Here is a 22,520-nt window from a genome sequence, read left to right as displayed (position 1 = left end):
GAAGGCGCCGCTTTCTGAAAACTCTCTGCCGGTCGGCTTATGCCGCCTCGGCTTCCTTTTCCTGCACCGGACCGGAAAGACCGCCCTCGTCACCGGCTCGACTGCCGGCATCGGCCACGCCATCGCCAAGGGCCTTGCCGGCTCGGGTGCGAGCGTCGTGATCAACGGACGCGGCCAGGACAAAGTCGATGCGGCCGTGCGCAAGCTGGAAGGCGCGGGCGGAAAGTTCCGCGGCATCGCCGCCGACGTCTCGACCGCGGCGGGCTGCAAGGCGCTGGCCGCGGCGCTGCCAGACGTCGACATCCTCATCAACAATGCCGGCATCTTCGAGCCGAGGGACTTTTTCGACATTCCGGACGAAGACTGGAGTCGTTTTTTCGAAGTCAACGTGATGAGCGGCGTGCGTCTCTCGCGTGCGTATATGAAGGGCATGCTCAAGCGCAACTGGGGCCGCATAGTCTTCATCTCCTCGGAGTCCGGGCTCAACATTCCCGTCGAGATGATCCACTACGGCATGAGCAAGACGGCCCAGCTCTCGGTCGCGCGCGGCCTGGCGCAGCTCACAAGCGGCACCGGCGTCACCGTCAATTCCGTGCTGCCGGGCCCGACAATGTCGGAGGGCGTCGAGACGTTCGTGAAGGATCTTGCCAATCAGAACGGCCAGTCGGTCGATGAGGCCGCGGCCAATTTCGTCAAACAGCATCGCCCAAGCTCGCTGCTCCAGCGCTTCGCCAGCGTCGACGAGATCGCCAACATGGTGGTGTATGCCGCTTCGAGGGAAGCCTCCGCGACCAACGGCGCAGCGTTGCGTGCCGAGGGCGGCATCATCAATACGATTGCCTGAGGCCTGCGGATGCCGGCCTATGTGATCTCCGAGGTCGAGGTACGCGACAGAGCCGCGATGGAAGCCTATCGCACCCTGGCCGCAGCAACCATCGCGCAATATGGCGGCCGCTATCTCGTGCGCGGCGGCGCCGCCGAATTGGTGGAGGGCGGCCCGCCGCCCAAGACCATTATCATCGTTGAGTTCCCATCGATGGCGCGGGCGCAGGAATGGTACGCGTCTGTGGAATATGCCGAGGCGCTGAAGCTGAGGCAGACGGCGTTGGAGCGTCGGCTGCTGTTTGTCGAGGGTGTGTTGCCGTCGTAGGCCAGCGCGCGAGCAGGACTAGAATATATCGGTTCTGACTGAATCAGAACCGACGCTCCAGATCCTTGTTTGACGCGTCTTCTTCACGCCAACCGGCCCCACTTCGCTCGAAGACGCTCTAGTCTTCCTTGATTCCCGCCGTCTGCGCGATCTGCTTCATCTCCGCGGTCTCCTTGTTGATCGCGGAGGCCCAGTCACTGTAGCGCGCGAAGCCCGGCTCGAATCCGACTTTGGTGAAGCGCTCGACCACGGTGGGGTTGTTGATGGTGGCTTCCAACGTGGCCGTCAGCTTGTCCCGTACGGCCGGCGGAAGTCCCTTCGGCGTGACGACGGCTCCCCAGGACGCGAAATCGATGCCCGAATAGCCGAGCTCCGCGAGGGTCGGCGCATCGGGTAGGTAGGGCGTCCGCTTTGCCGAGAATACCGCGAGCACACGCACGGTGCCGGCGTCGAGCTGCGGCTTGACCGCGATCACGGTGTCGACGTGATACTGGATGTGCCTTGCCGATCAGATCGTTCATCGCGGGCGCGCTGCCCTTGTACGGCAGGTGCACCATCTTGATGCCTGCACTCGACTTGAACAGCTCGCCTGCGAAGTGCGACACCGTCGCGGCACCGAACGACGCGAGCGACAGCTTGTCCGGATTGGCCTTGGCTTCCGCGACAAGCGCGGTCAGATCCTTGATCGGATTGTCCTTGTAGGTGACCAGCACCAGGGTGATCTTGCCGACTTGCCCCAGCGGCTCGAAATCCTTGGCCGCATCGTAAGGCACGGTTTCCTTGACGGCCGCTGGCAGGGTGAAGGTCGAGTTGGAGCTGAAGAACAGGGTGTAGCCGTCGGGCGCGGCGCGGGCGACCTCCTTGCCCGCGATCGTGGTGCCGCCAACCGGACGGTTCATGACGATGACGGGCTTGCCCAGGCGGGCCTCGAGTTCGCCGGCGATGATGCGCGCGACGACGTCGGAGGCGCCTCCAGGAGGAAACGGCACGACCAATTGCAGCGGCCTTTCGGGATAGTCGTCGGCAAGAGCCAGGTCTGCTCCGCCGAAAATCGCGGCAGCCGTGAATGCAGCCGCAAAAATCGTTGTTTTCATCCAGAAGCTCATTCAGCTCATCCCCGACAATCGTCGCCCGGCACAACGGGCGGCGGATCGTAACAGAGCGGGCCGGCCGCTAGGAGCGGCCGGGTGCTGAAAAACTACCACCCCTCCAGCACGATCTTGCCGCGCGACTTGCCGCTCTCGAGCAACGCATGGGCGCGCTTGAGATTGGCCGCGTTGATCGTGCCAAAGGTCTGGTCGAGCGTGGTACGCAAGACGCCCTTATCGATGAGGTCGGCGACGTCGTTGAGCAGATGATACTGCGCGATCATGTCGGCGGTCTGGAACGAGGAGCGCGTGAACATCGATTCCCAATGCACCGAGATCGCCTTGCCCTTGAACGCGGCAACCGTGAATTCCGGGGGATCGTCGATCAGGCCGAACTTGCCCTGCGGCGCCATGAAATCGGCGATGCTCTTGTAGTGCTGGTCGGTGAATGTGAGGCTCGCCACCAGCGCGACCGGCGGCAGCTTAAGCTTCTCGATCTGCTCCTTCATCGGTTGGCCGTGGTCGATCACCGCATGCGCGCCGAGGCCGAGGCACCATTTTTGCGACTCCGGCCGCGTCGCGGTCGCGAGCACCGTCAGCCCGGTGAGGCGGCGGGCGAGCTGGATCAGGATCGAGCCAACGCCGCCAGCGCCGCCCGTGATCAAGAGCGTGCGCGGATCGACACTCTTGCCGGGCACCGCACCGAGCCGATCGAACAACAGCTCCCAAGCGGTGATGGAGGTGAGGGGAAGGGCGGCGGCTTGCGCGAACGACAGGCTCTTCGGCTTGTTGCCGACGATGCGCTCGTCGACCAGGTGGAATTCGGAATTGGTACCCTGGCGCAGGATCGAGCCGGCGTAAAATACCTCGTCGCCTGGCTTGAACAGCGTGACGTCGGGACCGACGGCGTCGACAACGCCGGCCGCGTCATAGCCCAGAATCTTGGTCTCGCCCTCGGGCGGGGCTGCGCGCTTGCGCACCTTGTAATCGACCGGATTGGCCGAGATCGCCTTCACAGCCACGCGGATATCACGGCCCTTGGGTTCGGGCTTGGCGGTCTCGAAATCGAACAGCGCGTCCTGATCCTCGATCGGAAGCGACTTCCTGTAGCCGACGGCCTTCATGGCTTGTCTCCTTCAGATAGTGTTGCAGATGCCGGGTCCCGGGTTCGCGTTTTCGCGCGCCCCCGGGATGACAAGCGAGACCTAGAACGCGAACTGCGTCCGCATCGCGACCGCATCGAACTTCGAACCGACATCGGCGGTCGAGATCGGCGTGGCCTGCCTCGATACCGTGCCATGCAGATAGTCCAGCATGAAACGGACGTTGCCGTTGACATACCAGTTCAGCGCTGCCGTGTAGACGGTCTGCCGGCCGCCTGCGATGCCGGTTGCGGTCCCGAGTTGATCGTTGAGGTCGATCGTGGAGAAGCGTCCCGCGACCTCCCACGCGCCCCAGCCGCCGCCCTCGAGGGAGAACGGGTGTGCCGGCTTGACGCCGCCATAGGCCGCATTCGCCGCATTATAGCTGCGACCCTCGCCCGTCAGCACGTAGCCGGCTTGCGCATAGCCGCCCTGGAATTTGAGGCTTGGCGCACCCAGCGGCGGCAGGCCGGTATTGGCGCTGCGATCGATGTTGTACCAGAAATACTCGCCTTGCAGGATCAGCGGTCCATAGGTGGCGGCCGCTTCGACGCTGTAGACCTGCGCGCCGGAGGCATTGGCGATTGCGCCGGTCGTAGCCAGCGCCGTGGGATCGATGCGCAGTTCCGGACGATCGCTCAGCGTCACCGTCTGTGCACCCGTCACCAGATTGCGCGTCGGCTGGATCAGCCATTCGGCATTGCCGCCGAGATGGACCGAGTAGTCTTTGCCGCTGACGACTTGGCCGGCGACACGCGCGACCGCGCCGTATTGTTCCGTGGTGCCGTTCGGCGCAACGCTCGACGCTGAGTGGATCGCACCGGTGGCGGGACCGGTGACATAGGCGCCAGCCCAGAGCACGTCGTTGTACCAGCGCGTGCCGACCGCCGAACGGAAGTCGCCCGCAGCGATGCTCGTGGCGACGATCCCCGCCGAGGCGCGTTCCATGAACATGATGTCGTTGGAGCTCGTGGCCTCATCGAGGGTGTAGGGCAGGTCCATGATGCCGCCTTCGATGGCCATCTTGCCGCCGAACGGTTTCAGGCCGGTATAGCTGAGATAGGCGTTCTCGATGCCGGAGACGCCGCCGCCGGGCAGCGAACCCGGAGCTGCGCCGCCAAAACCGTCGGAGGAGCCGCCGAAGTCGTAGACCAGGGCGAAATTCCAGTCGTTGAAGAACTTGCCGGCGAGACCGATGCGCGCGCGGCGGACGTTCTCGCCGCTGTCGAGCTTTTGCGGCACGGTTGCCGCCGTGTTGGGCCGATAGTCGTAGCCGCCGACATCCCAATGCACGCGGCCTGTGATTCCGACGCAGTTTGCTCCATCTGCAGTGCAGATGGTCGGCCGGTTGTTCGGCATTGTCACGACGACGCCGGATGCAGGCGCCGGTCCCTTGAGCGGGATCGCCGCGTTGGCGTTGGCGACGGCGGTCTTCGCTTCGGAACGCGCTTCGGCCTTCGCCTCCGCCTTCGCCTCAAGCCTGGCCTTCGCCGTGGCCGCGGTATTCGCGGCGGTCTGGCTCTGGAGCTTGTCGAGCTTCTGCTCCAGCATCTTCAACTGCTGCTTCAGGAGCGCGATCTCCTGGTCGCTGCTGCTCGCCGATTGGGCCTGGGCCTGCGAGGCTGCCAGTGCGGCGGCGAGACCAATCGCCGTGGCTGCAATTCTTGTCCTGCTCACGTCATGACTCCATCGTTTGACGAACTTCCCCAAGTCGTTGGCGGAGAGCCTAGGTGTGATCGATGACTGCCCCGCGACGCTGCGCCCGGTTGCACGGTTCCCACTGGTGTAAATTCGCCGCAACCGAATCCGCCTTGCACCACCATGCAAGATGACGCACATCATGCCAATCCACACCCGGCAAATTGCTATTTCGCACGCACAGCTTGCAGGCCGGACACGCCAAAGGGGTCGAATATGCCGCCGGGCGCCCTTCTAATGGGGGGCGAACGCGCCTATATTCCGGCGTCTTTTCCAAGAGGTAGGAATGTTTCGATCGACCTGGACCGCCGTCGTCACGGCACTGTGCATAGCTTTTTCGGCCAACTTCAATCCGGCCGCCGCGCAGGACCGCCGTGTGCCGTCCTCGCCCGCCGAACTGCGGCTGTCCTATGCGCCGATCGTGCAGCGGGTGCAGCCGGCGGTTGTCAACGTCTACGCCGCCAAGGTGGTGCAGAACCGCAACCCGCTGCTCGACGACCCCATCTTCCGCCGCTTCTTCGGCGTGCCCGGCCAGCAGCAGGAGCAGGTGCAGCGCTCGCTCGGTTCGGGCGTGATCGTCGATGCGTCGGGGCTCGTTGTCACCAACGTCCACGTCATCGAAGGCGCCGACCAGGTCAAGGTGTCGCTGTCGGACAAGCGTGAGTTCGAGGCCGAGATCGTGTTGAAGGACTCTCGCAGCGATCTCGCGGTGCTGCGTCTGAAGGACACCAAGGAGAAGTTTCCGGCTCTCGAATTTACCAATTCGGACGAGCTGATGGTAGGCGACGTCGTGATGGCGATCGGCAATCCCTTCGGCGTCGGCCAGACCGTGACTCACGGCATCATCTCGGCCTTGGCGCGCACGCAGGTCGGTATCACCGACTACCAGTTCTTCATCCAGACCGACGCGGCGATCAATCCTGGCAATTCCGGCGGCGCGTTGGTCGACATGAACGGCAGGCTCGCGGGCATCAACACCGCGATCTATTCGCGCTCCGGCGGCTCGCAGGGCATCGGCTTCGCGATCCCCGCCAACATGGTGCGCGTCGTCGTCGCCTCCGCCAAGGGTGGCGGCAAGGCGGTGAAGCGGCCCTGGCTCGGGGCGAAGCTGCAGGCGGTGACGCCGGAGATCGCCGAGAGTCTCGGCCTGCGTTCGCCCACCGGTGCGCTGGTCGCAAGCGTTGTCCCGAACGGGCCGGCGGCCAAGGCCGGGCTGAAATCCTCCGACCTGATCGTCTCGATCGACGGCCAGACCGTGGATGATCCCAACGCTTTCGACTATCGCTTCGCCACACGGCCGCTCGGCGGCACCGCGCAGATCGACGTGCAGCGCGGCGGCAAGCCGGTCAAGCTGACGGTGGCGCTGGACGCCGCGCCCGATGCCGGCCGCAACGAGCTCGTCATCACCGCGCGCTCGCCTCTTCAGGGCGCGAAGGTCTCGACCATCACCCCGGCGCTCGCCGACGAGCTGCATCTGGACGCCGATACCGAAGGCGTGGTGGTCACCGATCTCGGCGGCGACAGTGCGGCCGCGAATGTCGGCTTCCAGAAGGGCGACGTCATCCTGGCGGTCAACAACCAAAAGATCAGCAAGACCAGCGATCTCGAAAAGGCGGCGGCCGAGCGCCAGCGCATCTGGCGCATCACGCTGGTGCGCGGCGGCCAGCAGATCAACGTCACGCTGGGCGGATGAGTCCGAAGCGACCACAGGAGACACCAACTCTCTTCGCCGCGGCGGGGCTCGATCACGAGGCTCCGCACCCGCTGCCGGATCGGCTGCGGCCGCGCGCGCTCTCGGAGGTCGTCGGCCAGGATCACATCCTGGGTCCCGACGGCGCGCTCACGCGCATGCTGGAGACGCGCACGCTGGGCTCGCTGGTGTTCTGGGGCCCGCCCGGCACCGGCAAGACCACGGTGGCGCGGCTGCTCGCGGACGCCACCGATCTGCATTTCGAGCAGATCTCCGCGGTGTTCTCCGGCGTTGCCGATTTGAAGAAGGCCTTTGAGGCCGCGCGTGCACGCCGCGAGATGGGCAAGGGCACGCTGCTGTTCGTCGACGAGGTGCATCGCTTCAACCGCGCCCAGCAGGATTCGTTTCTGCCGGTCATGGAAGACGGCACGGTGGTGATGGTCGGCGCCACCACCGAAAACCCGTCCTTCGAACTCAACGCGGCGCTTTTGTCACGGGCGCGCGTGCTGGTGTTTCGCTCGCTCGACGCGGCCGCGATCGAAAAGCTGTTTGCGCATGCCGAGGAGGTCGAGGGCCGCAAGCTGCCGCTCGACGAGGAAGCGCGCGCCGTGCTGGTGCGCATGGCCGATGGCGACGGCCGCGCATCGCTGACGCTCGTCGAGGAAGTCTGGCGCGCCGCGCGCAAGGACGAGATTTTCGACGCCGCGCAGTTGCAGGAGATATTGCAGCGTCGCGCGCCCATCTACGACAAGTCGGCCGACGGCCATTACAATTTGATCTCGGCGCTGCATAAGTCGGTGCGCGGCTCCGATCCCGATGCCGCGCTGTATTATCTCGCGCGCATGCTCGATGCCGGCGAGGACCCGCTGTTTCTGGCCCGCCGCGTCGTTCGCATGGCGGTCGAGGATATCGGGCTTGCCGATCCGCAGGCGCTGGTCATCGCCAACGCGGCCAAGGACGCCTTCGACTTCCTCGGTCATCCCGAGGGCGAGCTCGCGATCGCGCAGGCGGTGGTCTATCTCGCCACCGCACCGAAATCGAACGCCGTCTACACCGCCTTCGGCAAGGCGATGCAGGTCGCAAAGCAGGCCGGCTCGCTGCTGCCGCCGAAGCACATCCTCAACTCGCCGACCAAGCTGATGAAGTCGGAAGGCTACGGCGCATCTTACGAATACGACCACGACACGCCCGACGCCTTCTCCGGCCAGGATTATTTCCCGGAAGCCCTGGGCCGCCAGACCTTCTACGACCCGCCCGAGCGGGGGTTCGAGCGGGAGATCCGCAAGCGGCTGGATTATTGGGCGAAGTTGCGGAAGGAGCGGGGTGGCTGAAGCCAAAATCGCCATTTCGCCGTGACGCGAGGCTGCTTTTGAGCTACGCAGGCACCATGAGCCGCCGCATCAAAAGAACCGATCCAAAGCCCCGTTCGCGCGATGAGCGCAAGGAGGCGCGCCCGTTCAAGGCGCGCAGCGCGAAGCCTGCTGGGCTGCGGCCGGGCGGCAAGCCCGGTGCGAAGCCGCCGCGCTTTGCGAGCGAGCGCGTCGAGCGGCGCGCGCCCAAAGCCGAACCGGAAAAGGCTGCACCGGCAAAGCCCGTCGAGGTATTGCTGCCGACCAAGGTGCAGACCGTCAAGGTGACGGCCGACGAGAACAACATGCGCGTCGATCGCTTCCTTGAAGCGCACTTTCCCGGCCTGTCGTTCTCCCACATCCAGCGCGTCGTTCGTAAAGGCGAGCTGCGCGTGGACGGCAAGCGCGTCGACAGCAAGGACCGCCTGGAGGAGGGCCAGAGCGTCCGCATTCCGCCGCTGAAGCTCGACACGCCGAAGGCACCCAACCCGCAGTCGGAGGCGGCGCAAAAGACGCTTGCCGCGCTGAAGGAGATGACGATCTACGAGGACGACGACGTTCTCGTGCTGAACAAGCCGGCCGGACTTGCCGTGCAGGGCGGCTCGGGCATGACGCGACACATCGACCAGATGCTGGAGGTGATGCGCGATTCTAAGGGCCAGAAGCCGCGCCTCGTGCACCGCATCGACAGGGAGACGTCGGGCTGCCTCCTGGTCGCCAAGACCCGCTTTGCCGCCTCGCATCTGACCGGCGCCTTCCGTTCGCGGTCGGCGCGAAAAACCTATTGGGCGCTCGTGCCGGGGCTCCCGAAGCCGAAGCAGGGCCGCATCTCGACCTTCCTTGCCAAGGAGGAGAGCGAGGACGACACCATCATGCGCATCGCCCAGCATGGCGACGAGGGCGCAAGTCACGCGGTGACATACTATGCGGTGGTCGAAACCGCCGGTAACAAGCTGACCTGGGTGTCGCTGAAGCCGGTGACGGGGCGCACCCACCAGTTGCGCGCCCACATGGAGCATATCGGCCACCCCATCGTCGGCGATCCCAAATATTTCAACATCGAGAACTGGCAACTGCCGGGCGGCCTGCAAAACCGGCTGCACCTATTGGCGCGCCGCATCGTCATCCCGCATCCCCGCGGCGGCTTCATTGATGCCACCGCGCCGCTGCCGCAGCACATGCAGCAGTCATGGAACCTGCTCGGGCTCGATGCGAGCCGGTTTGATCCGATCGAGAACGCGCCGGAAGAGTAATTAAGTGCGGCGCGCAGGTTGGCTGGCTACGTCATTCCTACCGCTTGCGAAACCGGTCAAACGCCACTGCGGGATCCCGACGACGAAATACCAGCGCTACGGTTGCGGCTCCGAAATTCGTACCAGGTAGCCCAAGAACAGGAAAAGCAGCCCGTCTCGCGCCAAATCGCCATGAGCAAAGCTTAGCATTGCCACGAAAAGGAAGCCCATAAAGGCAAATCTGGCCTCGGCTCGTTCCAAGCGGGCGGTCATGGCAAGCGCTCCAAGCGCTATAAATCCAAGCAGCACGCCAGCCACCCATCCGAACTCAATGACAACCTGGGCTAGGCTGAGGTGGGTTTCCATGCCCAGGCATGTCATCTGGGTGAAGCTCGAAAGGCCGTGACCAAAGATCCCCGCACGAGGTATGGCGCTGGCCACGTCGCTGATGAGCTTCTTTCGTGTCAGGACAGAATTATATTGTTTTAGGTCGCCGCACGGCGCTGGGCCCGCCTCAGCCTGAGGAACGACCTCAGCCTGAGGACTGACCTCGCCCCGAGGACCGACGTCGGCCCGAGGACCGAGCTCGCCCGGAGCGCCCACCTGAGCAGGAGGGCCCACCTGAGCGGGAGAGCCCACCTCAGCAGGAAGCCGATATGGCGACGGCGAGACGCTCGGCGGTAGCGACGCGAGTGTAATACCCGGCGGCCCAGGAGGTCGAAACCACCAAGATGGCGACGAGTGCCTTAGTTCGGGTGCGGCGAGAGATAGCAGCTTCGCAGGCTAACGTGCACAGCAGCGCCACAAACGAAAAACGCAGGAGTGACGCCGCCAAGATGGCAAATACCACGCCGGCAGATATGTAGCCGATAACCAACCATAAGCGATTGAGGTGTGAAGCGACGAGACCAGCCAGCAGAAGAGCAAAGCAAACGGAAATCTGGGCCGGAGCGGCATCAAAAGTGCCGAAGACCAATGGTTTCCCGTGGAGATCGCTCCATTGATCTCGGAGCGCCACGACGATGCATACCAGGCCAAGGAACCCGACCAGACCGAGCACCGCGAAAAATGGTCGCCCGGTCGTTCCAGACAACCGAGCTGCGGGATAAGCCGCCAAGGTGAGGATAAATAGGATTTCCTCCTTCAGAGGCCCTGGGCCGTTGACGACGGTAGAAATGCCAAGCCAAAGCACGAACAGGAGGAAGACGGAATCCCAGATCGTATTCCGGAAGTGGCCCACGGCGACAAGACCGACCAGCGGGCAAATTAGCACTGCGGCGCTTGACCACGATCCGAGCCCGATCCCATGCAAGAGGATCATGATGGCGCCGGAACACACCAAAATGCCCAACAGAACGGACGTGACGGGCTGTTTATTTCCCGACCATTCCTCTACCGGCTGCAATAGCCATTTGCTCGATGTCTCCTGGTCCATCCTCTAGCAAATCATCCAAAGCTGACTCGTTCTTGCCCATGATAGGTGGGAGTTACCAAAACTAGCCTGATCTGACGTCGGCTGTGGCGGCCATCGGCGAAGCTCACCGGTATTGATTGTCCACCAGCTCTTTTCCAAACCTTTAGTGGCTCTCGCGCGCAACGTCTATTGCCTTGGCCAGATCGACGGCCTTGGTCCCGTGACTTTCGCCATTCCTGCAGACGGAACGGAAGGCGCTGGGCCCGGGCTTTCGGCGGAGGAAATCTCTGTCCTGTGTGTAACCTGCCGGGACATGCTGACGCAACCTGCCGCACCTCAAAGACGCTCCATCGAAGCAACTGAGCAATGCTCTCCGCCTTGAGTGACAAAGCACCTTACGATAAGCCCGTCCTCTATCGCTCAGGCTCTATAAGTCCCACTGCAATAGTCGCATGTAGTCATTGCTTCCTTCTGCAAGACATGGCTGGCGACGAACGCCAGATCGGCTAGGTTACGTCAGTTCCGAAACTGCTCGAGAAACATCCGCAAGCTGTCGTGCGTGCTCTCGACATCCGTGATCAGCCAGCCCTCCGGGCCGTTCACCAGGATGAAGTTCAGCCGGAGCGGCCGGCCGCGATTGTCGAAACTCGCCGCGACATAGGTCTTGTCGTATTGCCTGCGAACGACCGCGATCGCGACGGGGCCGAGCTTCCAGCTCGGGCTCTGCACCAGGAAATCGTAGGGCTCGACCCGCGGCGCGGACCACACCTTGCGCAACGAGGGGTCGAAGAATTGCCGGGCGGTCGCGCCATCCTGCGGCAGGCCTTTTGAGAGCTCCGGCGCGCCCTGGCCGTAATGAGCGTAGACGTTGCGGACCACCGATTCCGGAGTCCGAAAGCCGGCCTGCGCCGCGGCCGGCCAAAACCCGGCAAGGAGAGCCGCAATGCCCGCGAGTTCCCTCATACCTGCCGCTCGCTTTATCGGTCGTCGCTCTTACCTTACAAGCCTAGCATTGAGTGATCAGGGCCGAAAACCAGATGCGCGAATTGTTCGATGAAGCTGCGGGGCGATCCCCGCTTGATCCGCAGGAGTTGGTCCGCCAGGCCTCGCGCGTGCCGCTGCGCAAGCGCTTCTACAAGGAGGTGGGGGTCGCTGAGGCTGAGGGCGGCTTTGCCATCACGCTTGACGGCAAGGCGATCCGCACGCCGTCCGGCCGCCAGGTGATCATCCCTGCGCGCGTGCTAGCCGACGCAGTGGCTGCCGAGTGGGCGGATCAGAAAGAGACGATCAATCCCATGACGATGCCGCTGACGCGGATCGCCAATAGCGTGGTCGAGGGCGTCGTCGACTGCGTCGATCTCGTCAGCGACGACCTCGCAAAGTATCTCCAGTCCGATCTGCTGTTCTATCGCGCCGGCCATCCCGAGGGGCTCGTCGCCCGCGAGGCCGCGCATTGGGACCCAGTGTTGTTCTGGGCCGCTGAGACGCTGGGAGCGCATTTCATCCTGTCCGAAGGCGTCATGCCTGTAACGCAGCCGGAGGCGGCCGTCCAGGCCGCGCGTGCGGCGCTGCCGGGGGATGCCTGGTCGGTCGCCGCCCTCCACGTGATCACCACCCTGACCGGCTCGGCCCTGCTGGCGCTGGCGCTGGCCCATGGCGTGCGCGATGCCGGCCAGGTCTGGGCGGCGGCTTATGTCGATGAGGACTGGAATGCCGAGAAATGGGGAGTCGACGAGGAAGCCGCCGGCCGCCGCGCCGCCCGCCTCAAGGACTTTCATGCCGCCGTGACCGTTTTGGCCGCTGTGAACGCGCCCGCGGCCAAAGGTCCTTAACGAGAGGTTTACGAGGGCGGCCTTAGGGTAGGGCCTACGCTCCCCAGGCCCCTCGCCATGCCGACGCCGATAAGCTCGATCGTTCCCGTCAGTGCCGCCAGCCCTGTTGCTGACGCGGTGACGCCCGATCTTGTGCTGCAGGCCGGCAGCGTCGTCGACGCAAGAGTCGTCAGCGTGCTCGCCGGCAATCTGGTGCGGATCGCGATCGCCAACCTGTTGATGGATGTGATGTCCGAGGTGGCGCTGGCACCAGGCCAAAATCTCCAGCTTGCGGTGTCGCAGAACGGCGGCACCATCCGGCTCGCCGTCATGGGCGGGGCAGGCGAGGCGAGCGCCGATCAGGTCACGCTGACGCCGGCTGCGGCCTCGCTGGTTGACAGCCCGCCGATTGCTCCGTCGGCGAGCGCGGGACGCAACGTGCTGACGCCATCGGAGCAGGTCGCCGTTACCGCAGCTTCGGCCGAGGCGGTCACAAAGCAGGGCAGCCAGGCGCCGCTGTTCGCCAATCTGGCCGCGGTCGTCACCGGCAGCGATCTTCCGGCGGGGCTGAAGCAGGCGATGCTGGGCGTGCTGGCGCAGCAGACGCCGCTCAACACCGGGCTCGATGGCGGCGACATTGAATCCGCATTCCAAAAATCCGGCCTATTCCTCGAAGCCTCGCTCGCCGAGGGCGCGACGTCGTCCTCCGGCACGATGCCGGACCTGAAGGCGGCATTGCTGGTGCTGCGCCAAACGCTGACGACGCTCGAGGCGATTGCGCCACAGGCGCAAGGTGCCGCGCTTCCGGCTGGTACCGTGGCGACACCGCAGCTCACTGCCGCGGAGACGCAGGCCGCATTGCCCGCAACCGAACCCGAGATCGCCCAATCACCGCAAATGCCGCGCAGCGTCAATATCGCAGCCTCTGTGTTGGCGGACATCGCTGGCGGTGCTCCGCAGGCCGCGGTGCCGCGGGCCATGACCGCAGGCCTTGCCGCGAGCCTCCTGCAAGAGATCACGCAAAGCCTGCCGCGAATGACGGGAAACGTGCCGGGCTCGAACAAGGCCGTACCCGAGGGACATATTTTCGAAGCCGCCGCGCGCGCGACGCCACCACCGGTTCGCGGCGCGCTGCCGTCGCCGCAATTCATTGCCTCGCCGTCACTCGTACCGGATACGCCGCTCGCTGCGACCGTGCATCGCCTGCTCGATGACACCGATGCCGCTCTCGCGCGCCAGACGTTGCTCCAGGTTGCTTCGCTCCCCGATCGCACCGACGCCAGCGGTCACAAGATTGATCCGAGCGTGCCGCAGTGGAATTTCGAGATTCCATTCGCAACGCCGCAGGGCACGGCAATGGCGCAGTTCGAGATCTCACGCGACGGCGGCAATGAATCCGCCGATCCCGCCAGGCGCGCCTGGCGCGCGCGCTTCACGCTGAATGTCGAGCCGGCTGGCCCCGTGCACGCTTTGATTACGCTCAACGGTGACAAGACCTTCGTGCGGATGTGGGCGGAGCGGCCGACGACGGCACAGCAGCTTCGCGCCGGAATCGGCGAGCTCAACCAGGCACTGACCAGGGCCGAGCTCAAGCCCGGCGACATCCTGGTCCGCGATGGCACGCCGCCACAGCCCGCACCGGCCCGCGCCGGCCACTTTCTGGATCGCGCTACATGAGCGACCCGTCGAAGCTTGCGATTGCGCTGCATTACGAGAGGGGCAGCAACGCGCCGGTCGTCGTCGCCAAGGGCAAGGGCACGATCGGCGAAAAAATCGTCGAGATCGCCAAGGCCAACGACATCCCGATCGAGGAGAACGAGATCCTGGCCGGTGCGCTCTCCAAGGTCGAACTCGGCGAGGAGATCCCGCCGGACCTCTACAAGGCCGTCGCCGAGGTGCTGGTGTTCGTGCTGCGGCTGTCGGGCAGGCGGTAGCTGTCATCGTTTCACCACGTTAGCGGCTGCATGGTCGCGGCCATCTTCATCGCGTAACGGACATCGCCAGTGCTTACCCGCCGTTCCACTCTCGGCCTTCTCGCCGCAACCGCGATCCTGCCATCGCGTGCATTCGCTCACGTCGCGCCACCGCGAAATGAAATCCGTGACAGCCTCGCAAAGCGCTTCACTGACCTCGGCACGGCGGGGACGTTCGTCGGCTACAAGGTCGAGGACTATCTGGTCGTCGCCAGCGACAAGGAACGTTCGGGCGAGGCGAAGCTGCCGGCTTCGACCTTCAAGATTCCGAACTCGTTGATTGCGCTCGAAACCGGCGTGGTCACTGACCCCGACAAGGACGTATTTCCCTGGGACGGCGTGAAGCGTCCGATCGAGGCCTGGAACAAGGACCACACGCTGCGCAGCGCGATTCTCGTCAGCGCGGTGCCGGTCTATCAGGAGATCGCGCGCCGGATCGGGCAAGAACGCATGCAAAAGTACGTCGATCTGTTCGACTATGGCAATCGCGACATCGGCGGCGGCATCGACCAGTTCTGGCTCACCGGCGCCTTGCGCATCGATCCGGTCGAGCAGGTCGATTTCATCGACCGGCTGCGCCGCCGCGCACTGCCGATCTCGAAACGCAGCCAGGATCTCGTCGCTGACATCCTGCCGGTGACCAAGGTCGGCGATAGCGTCATTCGCGCCAAGTCCGGGCTGCTTGGCGCCGAGCGCGGCGAGCCATCGCTTGGCTGGATGGTGGGCTGGGCCGAGAAGGGCGAAGCGCACACCGTGTTCGCGCTCAACATGGACTGCAAGGAGCCGCGCCTGGTCGGAGAGCGCATGCCGCTGACGCAAGCCTGCCTTGCCGAGATCGGCGCTATCTAGCGATACCGCGCTGGCGCCGCTCGACTAGCGTCCCCCGGGTCAAGAAAAACCGGGAGGAGAACATGAACTCAACGCCACTCTGGCTGCCGTCGCTCACGCTTGCCGCCGCAGGCGGCTGGCTCGCCGCCACGATGTTTGCCGGTCCCGCCACCAGCAGGGAGCCGCGCTTTCCTCAGCTCACCATGGACCAGCTCGACGCCAAGCAGAAGCCCCTCGGCGAGCAGATCATGAAGGTCTCGAGCGTCGGCATCGGCGGTCCCTACAATCCGATGATCCGCAGCCCGGTGCTCGGCCAGCGCCTGTTCGACCTATTCCACTATCTGCGCTGGGAGACCTCGGTCCCGACAAAACTCAACGAGTTCGCGATCCTGATCATCGGGCGGCAATGGCGCTCGCAGGTGGAGTGGTACGCCCATGCGCCGCTCGCGGCGAAAGCGGGCCTGTCGCCCGACATCGTCGCGGAGCTGAAGGCCAATAAGCGGCCTGCGAACATGGCCGAGGACGAGGCCGTCGTCTACGACTTCGTCACCGAGCTCACCGCGACGAAGAAGGTCGGCGACGAAACCTTCGCGCGCGCGAAGAAGGTCTTCAACGACCAGCAGATCGTCGACCTCACCGCGGTCGCCGGCAATTACGTGATGGTCGCGATGTTGCTCGCAATGGCCGAAGAGACCGTGCCGCCGGACAAGCAGGAGCCGTTCAAGCCGGGCGAGCCGTAGCCTTCGTCATTGCGAGGAGCGAAGCGACGAAGCAATCCAGACTGCCTCGGCGGAAAGATTCTGGATTGCTTCGCTGCGCTCGCAATGACGGAACATGTCGCGCTGGCCTAACCCAGCTTGAACAGCGCCTGCAAAAACTCCTCAACGGCCTTGCGCGACTCGGCGGCAGTCGTTGGATTGCCGCCGACATGCGGATTGAGCTCGACGCAAGCGTCCTGGTAGGTGAACGGCGCTTTCGTATCGGCGTTCATCAGCACGCCGCCGTCGCCTTCGCGGATCTGGCAGTTGCGCACGGTCTGCGCACCCGTGGACACGGCAACCGTATTGACGCCGAGCAGCCCACTGTCAAAACCATGCGCGCTGTCGGGGTATTCGGTCAGCACCACGTCGCGGCCGGCCGTCTTGAGCCGCTCGATGAAAGCCTTGCAGCTCTTGACGGGATTGTAGTCGTCGGGCGTGCCGTGGAAGATGCGGATCGGGCGCGCGGCGATGTCCGTGTCGTTCTGATAGGTCGTCGAACAGTCGGGGTAGAAGGGAATGTAGGCGGCGAACTGGATGCCGGACTTGTTCCAGAGCTTGTGGAAGCGCTCGAGGCTCGCATAAAGCGTCGCCTGTCCGCCGCGTGAAAAGCCCATCAGCACGATGCGATCCGGATCGACGCGGGGATGCTTTGCAAGGATCTCCAACGAGCGGTAGATGTCGATGACGAGGTTGAGCCGACCGAGCAGGGCCTGGTTCGGCCCCACCACCGTCAGCCCGCGGCCGGTAAAGCCGTCGATCACGAAAGTCGAGATGCCCATGGCGTTGAACGCGTGCACCCAGGCTTCGGTCGTTGCGCCGACGCCGCTCGAGCCGTGCATCAGCACCACGACGGGGAGTTTTCCGCTGCCTTGCGCCACGCGCAGCTCGCCGGCGACCGTCACCGGCTTGCCGGCCGCGGCGTCGCCGCTGAGGAATTGCTGGTCGGAGAGGGTGAGCGAGGGGATCGGGTAGATCTCGGCGCGGGTGGCGACTTCCCGGGGAAGCGATTGTGCGTTGGCGCCCATGCCGACGAACAGCGTTTGAAATGCAGAGCGCCATGGCGACGCGGAATGCCGTCGGCATCGGATCCTCCCCCGTGATTTTCAGTGAGTAGAACAACAGGCCCGCGCGCTGTCAAATTGACGCAAGCCGGCGGTTCGCCTCAGGCGGTGTCGGGCTTCTTCACCGTCAGCGCCTGGTCGATCGCAAAACCGCCAATCTCGCTCATCGCCTGCGAGATCACGTCGCCCTTGCCGGCAAAGCCGGCAGAGAGGACATCGAACTGGGTGCGCGCCAGCCGCAGCACCTCGATTGGCACGGAGATGACGGTCTCGTTGAAATTGTCGATCGAGGCGTGCAGCGTCTCCAGCTCGCGTGTGAGCTGGCCGATATGGCTCTCGGCGTGCTGCATCAGGCCGAGCAGCTTGCCGCGCTCGGCGTCGAATGCCGCGCGCTCGGCCGCCGCGGCCGCGGTGATTTCGGCAAGCTGGCTGCGCAGCCCGTCGATTTGCTTGACCATGGCGTCGGACGCCATCTCACCGGCCTCGCGCAGCTCGCTGTTGCGCGTGTTCTCTTCGTGCTCCCGGTGATAGAGGCGTTCCGCCGACATCGCCCGTTGCGCCAGCGACTCGATCAGCGCGGCGGCGCGCAGCAGCATTTCGCCGTTCCGCCCCGACACCATGCTGGCCATGCGCCGCAGGAAGTCGGTGGTTTCGGACGATGGGTTCGGCGGCAGGGGAACGACCGTCGCGGACATGGGGGTGATGCTTGCAGCCGGAAATGATGACCGCCGCCGTACCGACTGAGCTCACGCAACATTCGGCGCCTGATCGCAAGCCTGGAGCAAGCCTGAATCGCCGCGCCCGGTCAACCGGGCCAGGGCCAGATTTGCAACTGCGTCACGTATCCTTCTGCCGGCCGATCCGGCCGAGATGGGTGAAGCCGAACCCGGCCGAATATTTCAGGCCGCAGCCCAGTGCCCGATCGATGCCGATATGGGCGAGCCAGATCAAGGCGATGGACAGGGTGAGTGGCGAGGCGAGGCCGAAGCCGAGCGTCAGCAGCGCGACCGGCGCCATGTAGCTGTGGGCGGCGTTGTAGACCATCGCGCCGAGTTTGGCGTCGGCAAGATAGGCGAGGAAGCTCAGATCGGGGACAAGGAAGAGCAGGGCAAAGACTGCCCAAGAGCCGTCCCAGGTCCAGTAGAGCATCACCATCCCCACAAACAGCGTCAGGCCCTCCAGCCGCAGCAGGATGTTGACGCCGCCCGTCGCCGCGCCGGTCTCCGCCGCTCCTTCGGTCATGCTCGTCTCCCAGGCAAAACTTTGAAATTCCTTGCGCTTTCCCGCTGCGGCAAGGCAGCCCTGCGAGACCGAAAGCCGCTTCCCGGCCCGCAAAATGCCGTGTTAGAACCCCCGGCAATCGCATTTAGGCTAAGAACTGGCGGGAGCAAATGAAGAATATCCTGGACGCCCTTGAAGACCGTCGCGCCGGCGCAAAGCTCGGCGGCGGCGAGAAGCGCATCGAGGCGCAGCACGCCCGCGGCAAGCTGACCGCACGTGAGCGCATCGAGCTCTTGCTCGACAAGGGATCGTTCGAGGAATTCGACATGTTCGTCGAGCACCGCTCCACCGAGTTCGGCATGGAGAAGAGCAAGGTGCCCGGCGACGGCGTCGTCACCGGCTGGGGCACCGTCAACGGCCGCAAGACGTTTGTCTTCGCCAAGGATTTCACGGTGTTCGGCGGCTCGCTGTCGGAAACGCACGCGCTGAAAATCACAAAGCTCCAGGACATGGCGATGAAGGCGCGTGCGCCCATCATCGGCCTGTATGACGCTGGCGGCGCCCGCATCCAGGAGGGTGTCGCCGCGCTCGCCGGCTATTCCTACGTGTTCCGCCGCAACGTGCTCGCCTCTGGCGTGATCCCGCAGATCTCTGTCATCATGGGTCCCTGCGCTGGCGGCGACGTCTATTCGCCGGCGATGACCGACTTCATCTTCATGGTGAAGAACACCAGCTACATGTTCGTCACCGGCCCCGACGTGGTGAAGACCGTCACCAACGAGGTCGTCACGGCGGAAGAGCTCGGCGGTGCCTCGGTGCACGCCACGCGCTCCTCGATCGCCGACGGCGCCTTCGAGAACGACGTCGAGACGCTCTTGCAGATGCGGCGCCTGATCGACTTCCTGCCGTCCAACAACACCGACGGCGTGCCGGAATGGCCGAGCTTCGACGACATCGGCCGCGTCGACATGTCGCTCGACACTCTGATCCCCGACAATCCGAACAAGCCCTACGACATGAAGGAGCTGATCCTGAAGGTCGTGGACGAGGGCGACTTCTTCGAGATCGCGGATGCTTTCGCCAAGAACATCGTCACCGGCTTCGGCCGCATCGCGGGCCGCACGGTGGGCTTCGTCGCCAACCAGCCCATGGTGCTGGCCGGCGTGCTCGACTCCGACGCTTCGCGCAAGGCGGCGCGCTTCGTGCGTTTCTGCGATGCCTTCAACATCCCGATCGTCACCTTCGTCGACGTGCCGGGCTTCCTGCCGGGTACCGCGCAGGAATATGGCGGCCTGATCAAGCACGGCGCCAAACTGCTGTTTGCGTACTCGCAGTGCACCGTGCCGCTGGTCACCATCATCACCCGCAAGGCCTATGGCGGCGCCTTCGATGTCATGGCCTCCAAGGAGATCGGCGCCGACATGAACTACGCCTGGCCGACCGCCCAGATCGCGGTGATGGGTGCCAAGGGCGCGGTCGAGATCATCTTCCGCGCCGACATCGGCGACCCCGACAAGATCGCCGCAAGAACCAAGGAATACGAAGACCGCTTCCTCTCCCCCTTCATCGCCGCCGAGCGCGGCTACATCGACGACGTCATCATGCCGCACTCGACCCGCAAGCGGATCGCGCGGGCGCTGTCGATGCTGAAGGACAAGAAGGTGGAAACGCCGGCGAAGAAGCACGACAATTTGCCGTTGTGACGCCTCGTAGCCCGGATGAGTGAAGCGACATCGGTTCTTCGTCAAGCTTCCCGCATGTCGCTTTGCTCATGCGGGCTACCGATTCTGTTTCTGTCTGAGTTGGCATCCTCGAGCCAAATCCAATGACCGAACACGATCCGACCGACGAGATTTCAGACATCGAAGCGCGGATCGAGGCTTTGGCCGAGATCGCCGAGCGATGTCGGAAGTACATCCTGGCATCCAAGCTCGCGATCGGCGGCGGTGCTGCGCTGTTGCTGATCACGATCCTCGGCTTGCTCGGAATGGGCCAGACCGCCGCGCTCGGATCGATCGCTCTGGTGCTCGGCGGGATCGTCTCGCTCGGTTCGAACATCAGCACGCTGCGGCAGACGGAGAGCGCGATCGGGGATGCGGAGGCGCTTCGGTCTCAACTGATCAGCCGCATTGACCTTCGCGTGGTCGCCGATGCGCCGATGAAGCTGGTGTGACGCGGCGCTCGCAGGCCAATGTTACGCCGCAGCCCTGCGCGACAGCACCTGCAGCTCCTCGCGGCATTCGGCTGCGAACGCCTGAAGCTGCTCCGCGGTTTGCCGGTCGAGGATCGCCTTTGCCAGTCTTTCAGCGCGGGCAAGCTGGTCTCTGAGATATGCGATGCGGGCCATGTGTCACCTTCCGCAGGGATGATTTGATGGCCGTGACCCTACGGCCATCGCCGGATTCATTATGTGAGGCACGTCACATCTGACGCGGGCGCCGCGTCAGCGGGTCGCGTCCGCCGCAGCGAAATGCGCCATCTGGTCGGCGTGGGCCTTGGCGAAGGCCGGGCGGGCGGTGGCGCGCGCGACGTAGGCGCGGCAGGCGGGACTGTCCGCGAGCCCATCGAACTGATCGACGATGCGCAGCACGTCTGACATCAGGATGTCGGCGACGGAGAACGTGCCTGCCAGCCATTCGCGGTTGGCCAGCACCGCCTCCATGTGCTTGAGGCGGAGTTTTAGGAAGTCGTCGACAAATTTCCACGCGGCCGTATCGCTCGGATGACCCATGAACTTCGACATCGTCCAGGGCAGGCTCGCCATCTCCACCGAATTGAGCGCGGCGAACAGCCATTCCGTGGCTTGGTTGCGGCCGCGCGGATGTGATGGAATCAGCTTCGCGCTGAGGCCGCCGAGATGCAGCAGGATCGCGCCGCTCTCGAAGATCGAGAGATCGCCGTCGGTCAGCCACGGCACCTGCCCGAACGGCTGGTGCGCAAGATGCTCGGCGCCGCGCCCGTCGAACGGCGCGCTCGCGACGCGATAGGGCAATGCGGCCTCTTCGAGCGCCCAGCGCACCCGAAGGTCGCGCACGAAACCGCGCGGGGGCGGGGGAACCCAGTCGAAGGTGGTGAGCGTGAGGTCGGGCATGTGGTGTCTCCGTCTGCTGTTCAGGCATAGGACGGGTGAGAGATGCGCGTTCCGACACCGGTGCCGTCCTTTTTTGTCGTCGCCGACGTCATCGGCTAGTCTCACCCCAAACAACAGGAGGAAAATCCGATGCCGTCAGCCTTCTTCGTCGTCCGCGCCGTCGTCACCGATGCCGGCAAGCGCGCCGCCTTCGACAGGTGGTACGAGACCGAACATCTGCCCGACGCGATGAAGGCCTTCGGCGTGAGCAAGGCCTGGCGGTTCTGGAGCCTCGACGATCCCTCACTGCATCAGGCGATGTATCAGTTCGCGAGCGAGGCTGCGCTGCACGCCATGCTGAAGGGCGAAGCGCTGACGCAACTGGTGGCCGATTTCAACCGCGATTGGCCCGACGTGACGCGCACGCGCGAGTTGCTGGTGCTGGCGCAGGAGTTTGGCAAGTAGCGCCCGGCGGCGGGCTGTCACCGTCGGAGTCGCAGCGAAGCTGAACGCGCGATTCAGCTTCGGTTCATGTCGTCACCACGACACTCGCCTCTGCATCACTGGCACGACCATCCAAGAGGAAAGAAGTCATGGAGCGCCGGAACTTTTTAAAATTTGCAATCGGTGTCGCGGCCGGAGCTGCCGCGTTCACGACCGCCGCAAAGGCTGCGCCGCTGGCGCCGCAGCCGCTCGGTGACCCCCGCATGCCGCAAGGCAATCCCGACGCTCATCCCGCAGTCACCAGCAGCGAAGAAGCCGCGCAGTTGAAGCCGGAGCAGGTGCACTGGCACGGCCGCCATCGCCATTGGGGTTGGCGCCGCCGTCACTGGGGCTGGCATCGCCGGCGATGGCACCGCCGCCATTGGTAAGCTTCGCGCACCAGGCTTGAACGGGGGCCCCCCGCGCGGGGCCCCGGGCCGCACTTCATGGTGTTTCGCCCGCCCCGGGGCGCCACCACAGTCTACATGTTCGGCGACGTCAGCAAGCTGCCGGACCATCGCACCAAGATCACCTGCCGCGTGCATGACG

Annotated in this window: 25 protein-coding genes and 1 pseudogene; 14 read left to right on the top strand and 12 right to left on the bottom strand. The window is 64.5% G+C overall.

Annotated elements, in window-relative coordinates; genetic code table 11:
• The first annotated feature begins 61 nt into the window (after positions 1 to 61).
• Positions 62 to 844: an SDR family NAD(P)-dependent oxidoreductase gene (locus AC0L23_RS38115; protein WP_473358263.1), complete on the top strand. Its 783-nt coding sequence runs from the start codon at positions 62 to 64 to the stop codon at positions 842 to 844.
• A 9-nt stretch (positions 845 to 853) separates the two neighbouring features.
• The gene (locus AC0L23_RS38110; RefSeq protein WP_446480691.1) at positions 854 to 1,150 is read left to right on the top strand and encodes a DUF1330 domain-containing protein; all 297 of its coding nucleotides are present in this window, start codon (positions 854 to 856) and stop codon (positions 1,148 to 1,150) included.
• A gap of 118 nt (positions 1,151 to 1,268) precedes the next feature.
• On the opposite strand, the gene AC0L23_RS38105 is transcribed toward AC0L23_RS38110, so the two are convergent.
• The 4 genes and pseudogenes from AC0L23_RS38105 to AC0L23_RS38090 all read right to left on the bottom strand — a co-directional run bounded on the left by AC0L23_RS38105 (position 1,269) and on the right by AC0L23_RS38090 (position 5,057).
• A complete protein-coding gene (locus AC0L23_RS38105) occupies positions 1,269 to 1,625 on the bottom strand; it encodes a Bug family tripartite tricarboxylate transporter substrate binding protein (protein ID WP_473298634.1) in 357 nt (118 codons plus the stop codon).
• Positions 1,626 to 1,716: 91 nt separating this feature from the next.
• Positions 1,717 to 2,049: pseudogene (locus tag AC0L23_RS38100) on the bottom strand (Bug family tripartite tricarboxylate transporter substrate binding protein); the annotation flags it as partial.
• Between the two features lie 299 nt (positions 2,050 to 2,348).
• Positions 2,349 to 3,362: a zinc-binding alcohol dehydrogenase family protein gene (locus AC0L23_RS38095; RefSeq protein ID WP_446480689.1), complete on the bottom strand. Its 1,014-nt coding sequence runs from the start codon at positions 3,360 to 3,362 to the stop codon at positions 2,349 to 2,351.
• Between the two features lie 81 nt (positions 3,363 to 3,443).
• Complete coding sequence (locus tag AC0L23_RS38090) at positions 3,444 to 5,057, bottom strand: OprO/OprP family phosphate-selective porin (RefSeq protein WP_473358262.1); 1,614 nt, start codon at positions 5,055 to 5,057, stop codon at positions 3,444 to 3,446.
• 307 nt (positions 5,058 to 5,364) lie between these two features.
• Here AC0L23_RS38090 and AC0L23_RS38085 point away from each other — a divergent pair, with 307 nt between their 5' ends.
• From AC0L23_RS38085 to AC0L23_RS38075, 3 genes are read left to right on the top strand one after another with little or no spacing between them, the layout of a single operon-like run.
• A complete protein-coding gene (locus AC0L23_RS38085; RefSeq protein WP_204511508.1) occupies positions 5,365 to 6,771 on the top strand; it encodes a DegQ family serine endoprotease in 1,407 nt (468 codons plus the stop codon).
• Positions 6,768 to 8,099, top strand: a complete 1,332-nt coding sequence (locus tag AC0L23_RS38080) for a replication-associated recombination protein A (protein ID WP_247370509.1) — start codon at positions 6,768 to 6,770, stop codon at positions 8,097 to 8,099. The genes AC0L23_RS38085 and AC0L23_RS38080 overlap by 4 nt, the downstream gene beginning before the upstream one ends.
• Positions 8,100 to 8,155: 56 nt before the next feature.
• Positions 8,156 to 9,370 (top strand): RluA family pseudouridine synthase, encoded by a 1,215-nt coding sequence (locus AC0L23_RS38075; protein ID WP_204511506.1) that lies wholly within the window; start codon positions 8,156 to 8,158, stop codon positions 9,368 to 9,370.
• 96 nt (positions 9,371 to 9,466) lie between these two features.
• Here the strand turns inward: AC0L23_RS38075 and AC0L23_RS38070 are convergent, their stop codons facing one another.
• The 3 genes from AC0L23_RS38070 to AC0L23_RS38060 all read right to left on the bottom strand — a co-directional run bounded on the left by AC0L23_RS38070 (position 9,467) and on the right by AC0L23_RS38060 (position 11,726).
• Positions 9,467 to 9,790, bottom strand: coding sequence for a hypothetical protein (locus AC0L23_RS38070; protein WP_247384476.1), 324 nt, complete (start codon positions 9,788 to 9,790; stop codon positions 9,467 to 9,469).
• A 199-nt stretch (positions 9,791 to 9,989) separates the two neighbouring features.
• Complete coding sequence (locus AC0L23_RS38065; RefSeq protein WP_473298523.1) at positions 9,990 to 10,784, bottom strand: hypothetical protein; 795 nt, start codon at positions 10,782 to 10,784, stop codon at positions 9,990 to 9,992.
• A gap of 495 nt (positions 10,785 to 11,279) precedes the next feature.
• On the bottom strand, positions 11,280 to 11,726 hold the full coding sequence (locus AC0L23_RS38060; protein WP_247384472.1) for a hypothetical protein: 447 nt from the start codon (positions 11,724 to 11,726) through the stop codon (positions 11,280 to 11,282).
• 74 nt (positions 11,727 to 11,800) lie between these two features.
• Between AC0L23_RS38060 and AC0L23_RS38055 the strand changes: the two genes are divergently transcribed.
• From AC0L23_RS38055 to AC0L23_RS38035, 5 genes are all read left to right on the top strand, one after another.
• Positions 11,801 to 12,595 (top strand): ATP12 family chaperone protein, encoded by a 795-nt coding sequence (locus AC0L23_RS38055; RefSeq protein ID WP_204513951.1) that lies wholly within the window; start codon positions 11,801 to 11,803, stop codon positions 12,593 to 12,595.
• 57 nt (positions 12,596 to 12,652) lie between these two features.
• On the top strand, positions 12,653 to 14,251 hold the full coding sequence (gene fliK / locus AC0L23_RS38050; protein ID WP_473298520.1) for a flagellar hook-length control protein FliK: 1,599 nt from the start codon (positions 12,653 to 12,655) through the stop codon (positions 14,249 to 14,251).
• Complete coding sequence (locus tag AC0L23_RS38045; RefSeq protein ID WP_085351295.1) at positions 14,248 to 14,508, top strand: EscU/YscU/HrcU family type III secretion system export apparatus switch protein; 261 nt, start codon at positions 14,248 to 14,250, stop codon at positions 14,506 to 14,508. Before fliK ends, AC0L23_RS38045 begins: the two co-directional genes overlap by 4 nt.
• 69 nt (positions 14,509 to 14,577) lie before the next feature.
• A complete protein-coding gene (locus AC0L23_RS38040) occupies positions 14,578 to 15,396 on the top strand; it encodes a penicillin-binding transpeptidase domain-containing protein (RefSeq protein ID WP_085364670.1) in 819 nt (272 codons plus the stop codon).
• Between the two features lie 62 nt (positions 15,397 to 15,458).
• Complete coding sequence (locus tag AC0L23_RS38035) at positions 15,459 to 16,115, top strand: carboxymuconolactone decarboxylase family protein (protein WP_085384236.1); 657 nt, start codon at positions 15,459 to 15,461, stop codon at positions 16,113 to 16,115.
• Between the two features lie 107 nt (positions 16,116 to 16,222).
• Here the strand turns inward: AC0L23_RS38035 and AC0L23_RS38030 are convergent, their stop codons facing one another.
• The 3 genes from AC0L23_RS38030 to AC0L23_RS38020 form a co-directional block, all read right to left on the bottom strand.
• The gene (locus AC0L23_RS38030; RefSeq protein WP_473358261.1) at positions 16,223 to 17,161 is read right to left on the bottom strand and encodes a dienelactone hydrolase family protein; all 939 of its coding nucleotides are present in this window, start codon (positions 17,159 to 17,161) and stop codon (positions 16,223 to 16,225) included.
• Between the two features lie 137 nt (positions 17,162 to 17,298).
• A complete protein-coding gene (locus AC0L23_RS38025; protein WP_473358260.1) occupies positions 17,299 to 17,892 on the bottom strand; it encodes a hypothetical protein in 594 nt (197 codons plus the stop codon).
• 142 nt (positions 17,893 to 18,034) lie between these two features.
• The gene (locus AC0L23_RS38020; protein WP_247455495.1) at positions 18,035 to 18,439 is read right to left on the bottom strand and encodes a DUF4260 domain-containing protein; all 405 of its coding nucleotides are present in this window, start codon (positions 18,437 to 18,439) and stop codon (positions 18,035 to 18,037) included.
• 149 nt (positions 18,440 to 18,588) lie between these two features.
• Here AC0L23_RS38020 and AC0L23_RS38015 point away from each other — a divergent pair, with 149 nt between their 5' ends.
• Together AC0L23_RS38015 and AC0L23_RS38010 are read left to right on the top strand one after the other, a co-directional pair.
• Positions 18,589 to 20,121 carry an acyl-CoA carboxylase subunit beta gene (locus tag AC0L23_RS38015; RefSeq protein WP_085384238.1) on the top strand — a complete coding sequence of 511 codons (1,533 nt, stop codon included), beginning with the start codon at positions 18,589 to 18,591 and terminating at the stop codon, positions 20,119 to 20,121.
• A gap of 122 nt (positions 20,122 to 20,243) precedes the next feature.
• A complete protein-coding gene (locus AC0L23_RS38010; RefSeq protein ID WP_473298510.1) occupies positions 20,244 to 20,591 on the top strand; it encodes a hypothetical protein in 348 nt (115 codons plus the stop codon).
• A 21-nt stretch (positions 20,592 to 20,612) separates the two neighbouring features.
• Here AC0L23_RS38010 and AC0L23_RS38005 read toward each other — a convergent pair whose 3' ends face one another.
• Together AC0L23_RS38005 and AC0L23_RS38000 are read right to left on the bottom strand one after the other, a co-directional pair.
• On the bottom strand, positions 20,613 to 20,765 hold the full coding sequence (locus AC0L23_RS38005; RefSeq protein ID WP_018456483.1) for a hypothetical protein: 153 nt from the start codon (positions 20,763 to 20,765) through the stop codon (positions 20,613 to 20,615).
• Between the two features lie 96 nt (positions 20,766 to 20,861).
• Positions 20,862 to 21,509 (bottom strand): glutathione S-transferase family protein, encoded by a 648-nt coding sequence (locus AC0L23_RS38000; protein ID WP_473298508.1) that lies wholly within the window; start codon positions 21,507 to 21,509, stop codon positions 20,862 to 20,864.
• 129 nt (positions 21,510 to 21,638) lie between these two features.
• On the opposite strand from AC0L23_RS38000, the gene AC0L23_RS37995 reads away from it, so the two are divergent.
• Together AC0L23_RS37995 and AC0L23_RS37990 are read left to right on the top strand one after the other, a co-directional pair.
• On the top strand, positions 21,639 to 21,953 hold the full coding sequence (locus AC0L23_RS37995; RefSeq protein WP_018456485.1) for a hypothetical protein: 315 nt from the start codon (positions 21,639 to 21,641) through the stop codon (positions 21,951 to 21,953).
• 128 nt (positions 21,954 to 22,081) lie between these two features.
• The gene (locus tag AC0L23_RS37990; protein WP_018456486.1) at positions 22,082 to 22,360 is read left to right on the top strand and encodes a twin-arginine translocation signal domain-containing protein; all 279 of its coding nucleotides are present in this window, start codon (positions 22,082 to 22,084) and stop codon (positions 22,358 to 22,360) included.
• The last annotated feature ends 160 nt before the right edge of the window (positions 22,361 to 22,520 follow it).

The organism is Bradyrhizobium sp. MI1.4 (genome assembly GCF_055811315.1).
This window is presented reverse-complemented; position numbering and strand designations above follow the sequence as displayed.

Bases quoted from the DNA above. Each gene is read 5' to 3' on its own strand.
- AC0L23_RS38035 (WP_085384236.1), top strand. From the start codon at position 15,459: ATGAACTCAACGCCACTCTGGCTGCCGTCGCTCACGCTTGCCGCCGCA.
- AC0L23_RS38080 (WP_247370509.1), top strand. From the start codon at position 6,768: ATGAGTCCGAAGCGACCACAGGAGACACCAACTCTCTTCGCCGCGGCG.
- fliK (WP_473298520.1), top strand. From the start codon at position 12,653: ATGCCGACGCCGATAAGCTCGATCGTTCCCGTCAGTGCCGCCAGCCCT.
- AC0L23_RS38030 (WP_473358261.1), bottom strand. From the start codon at position 17,161: ATGGGCGCCAACGCACAATCGCTTCCCCGGGAAGTCGCCACCCGCGCC.
- AC0L23_RS38000 (WP_473298508.1), bottom strand. From the start codon at position 21,509: ATGCCCGACCTCACGCTCACCACCTTCGACTGGGTTCCCCCGCCCCCG.
- AC0L23_RS38045 (WP_085351295.1), top strand. From the start codon at position 14,248: ATGAGCGACCCGTCGAAGCTTGCGATTGCGCTGCATTACGAGAGGGGC.
- AC0L23_RS38015 (WP_085384238.1), top strand. From the start codon at position 18,589: ATGAAGAATATCCTGGACGCCCTTGAAGACCGTCGCGCCGGCGCAAAG.
- AC0L23_RS37990 (WP_018456486.1), top strand. From the start codon at position 22,082: ATGGAGCGCCGGAACTTTTTAAAATTTGCAATCGGTGTCGCGGCCGGA.
- AC0L23_RS37995 (WP_018456485.1), top strand. From the start codon at position 21,639: ATGCCGTCAGCCTTCTTCGTCGTCCGCGCCGTCGTCACCGATGCCGGC.
- AC0L23_RS38095 (WP_446480689.1), bottom strand. From the start codon at position 3,362: ATGAAGGCCGTCGGCTACAGGAAGTCGCTTCCGATCGAGGATCAGGAC.
- AC0L23_RS38010 (WP_473298510.1), top strand. From the start codon at position 20,244: ATGACCGAACACGATCCGACCGACGAGATTTCAGACATCGAAGCGCGG.
- AC0L23_RS38005 (WP_018456483.1), bottom strand. From the start codon at position 20,765: ATGGCCCGCATCGCATATCTCAGAGACCAGCTTGCCCGCGCTGAAAGA.
- AC0L23_RS38110 (WP_446480691.1), top strand. From the start codon at position 854: ATGCCGGCCTATGTGATCTCCGAGGTCGAGGTACGCGACAGAGCCGCG.
- AC0L23_RS38055 (WP_204513951.1), top strand. From the start codon at position 11,801: ATGCGCGAATTGTTCGATGAAGCTGCGGGGCGATCCCCGCTTGATCCG.
- AC0L23_RS38065 (WP_473298523.1), bottom strand. From the start codon at position 10,784: ATGGACCAGGAGACATCGAGCAAATGGCTATTGCAGCCGGTAGAGGAA.
- AC0L23_RS38085 (WP_204511508.1), top strand. From the start codon at position 5,365: ATGTTTCGATCGACCTGGACCGCCGTCGTCACGGCACTGTGCATAGCT.
- AC0L23_RS38075 (WP_204511506.1), top strand. From the start codon at position 8,156: ATGAGCCGCCGCATCAAAAGAACCGATCCAAAGCCCCGTTCGCGCGAT.
- AC0L23_RS38060 (WP_247384472.1), bottom strand. From the start codon at position 11,726: ATGAGGGAACTCGCGGGCATTGCGGCTCTCCTTGCCGGGTTTTGGCCG.
- AC0L23_RS38025 (WP_473358260.1), bottom strand. From the start codon at position 17,892: ATGTCCGCGACGGTCGTTCCCCTGCCGCCGAACCCATCGTCCGAAACC.
- AC0L23_RS38020 (WP_247455495.1), bottom strand. From the start codon at position 18,439: ATGACCGAAGGAGCGGCGGAGACCGGCGCGGCGACGGGCGGCGTCAAC.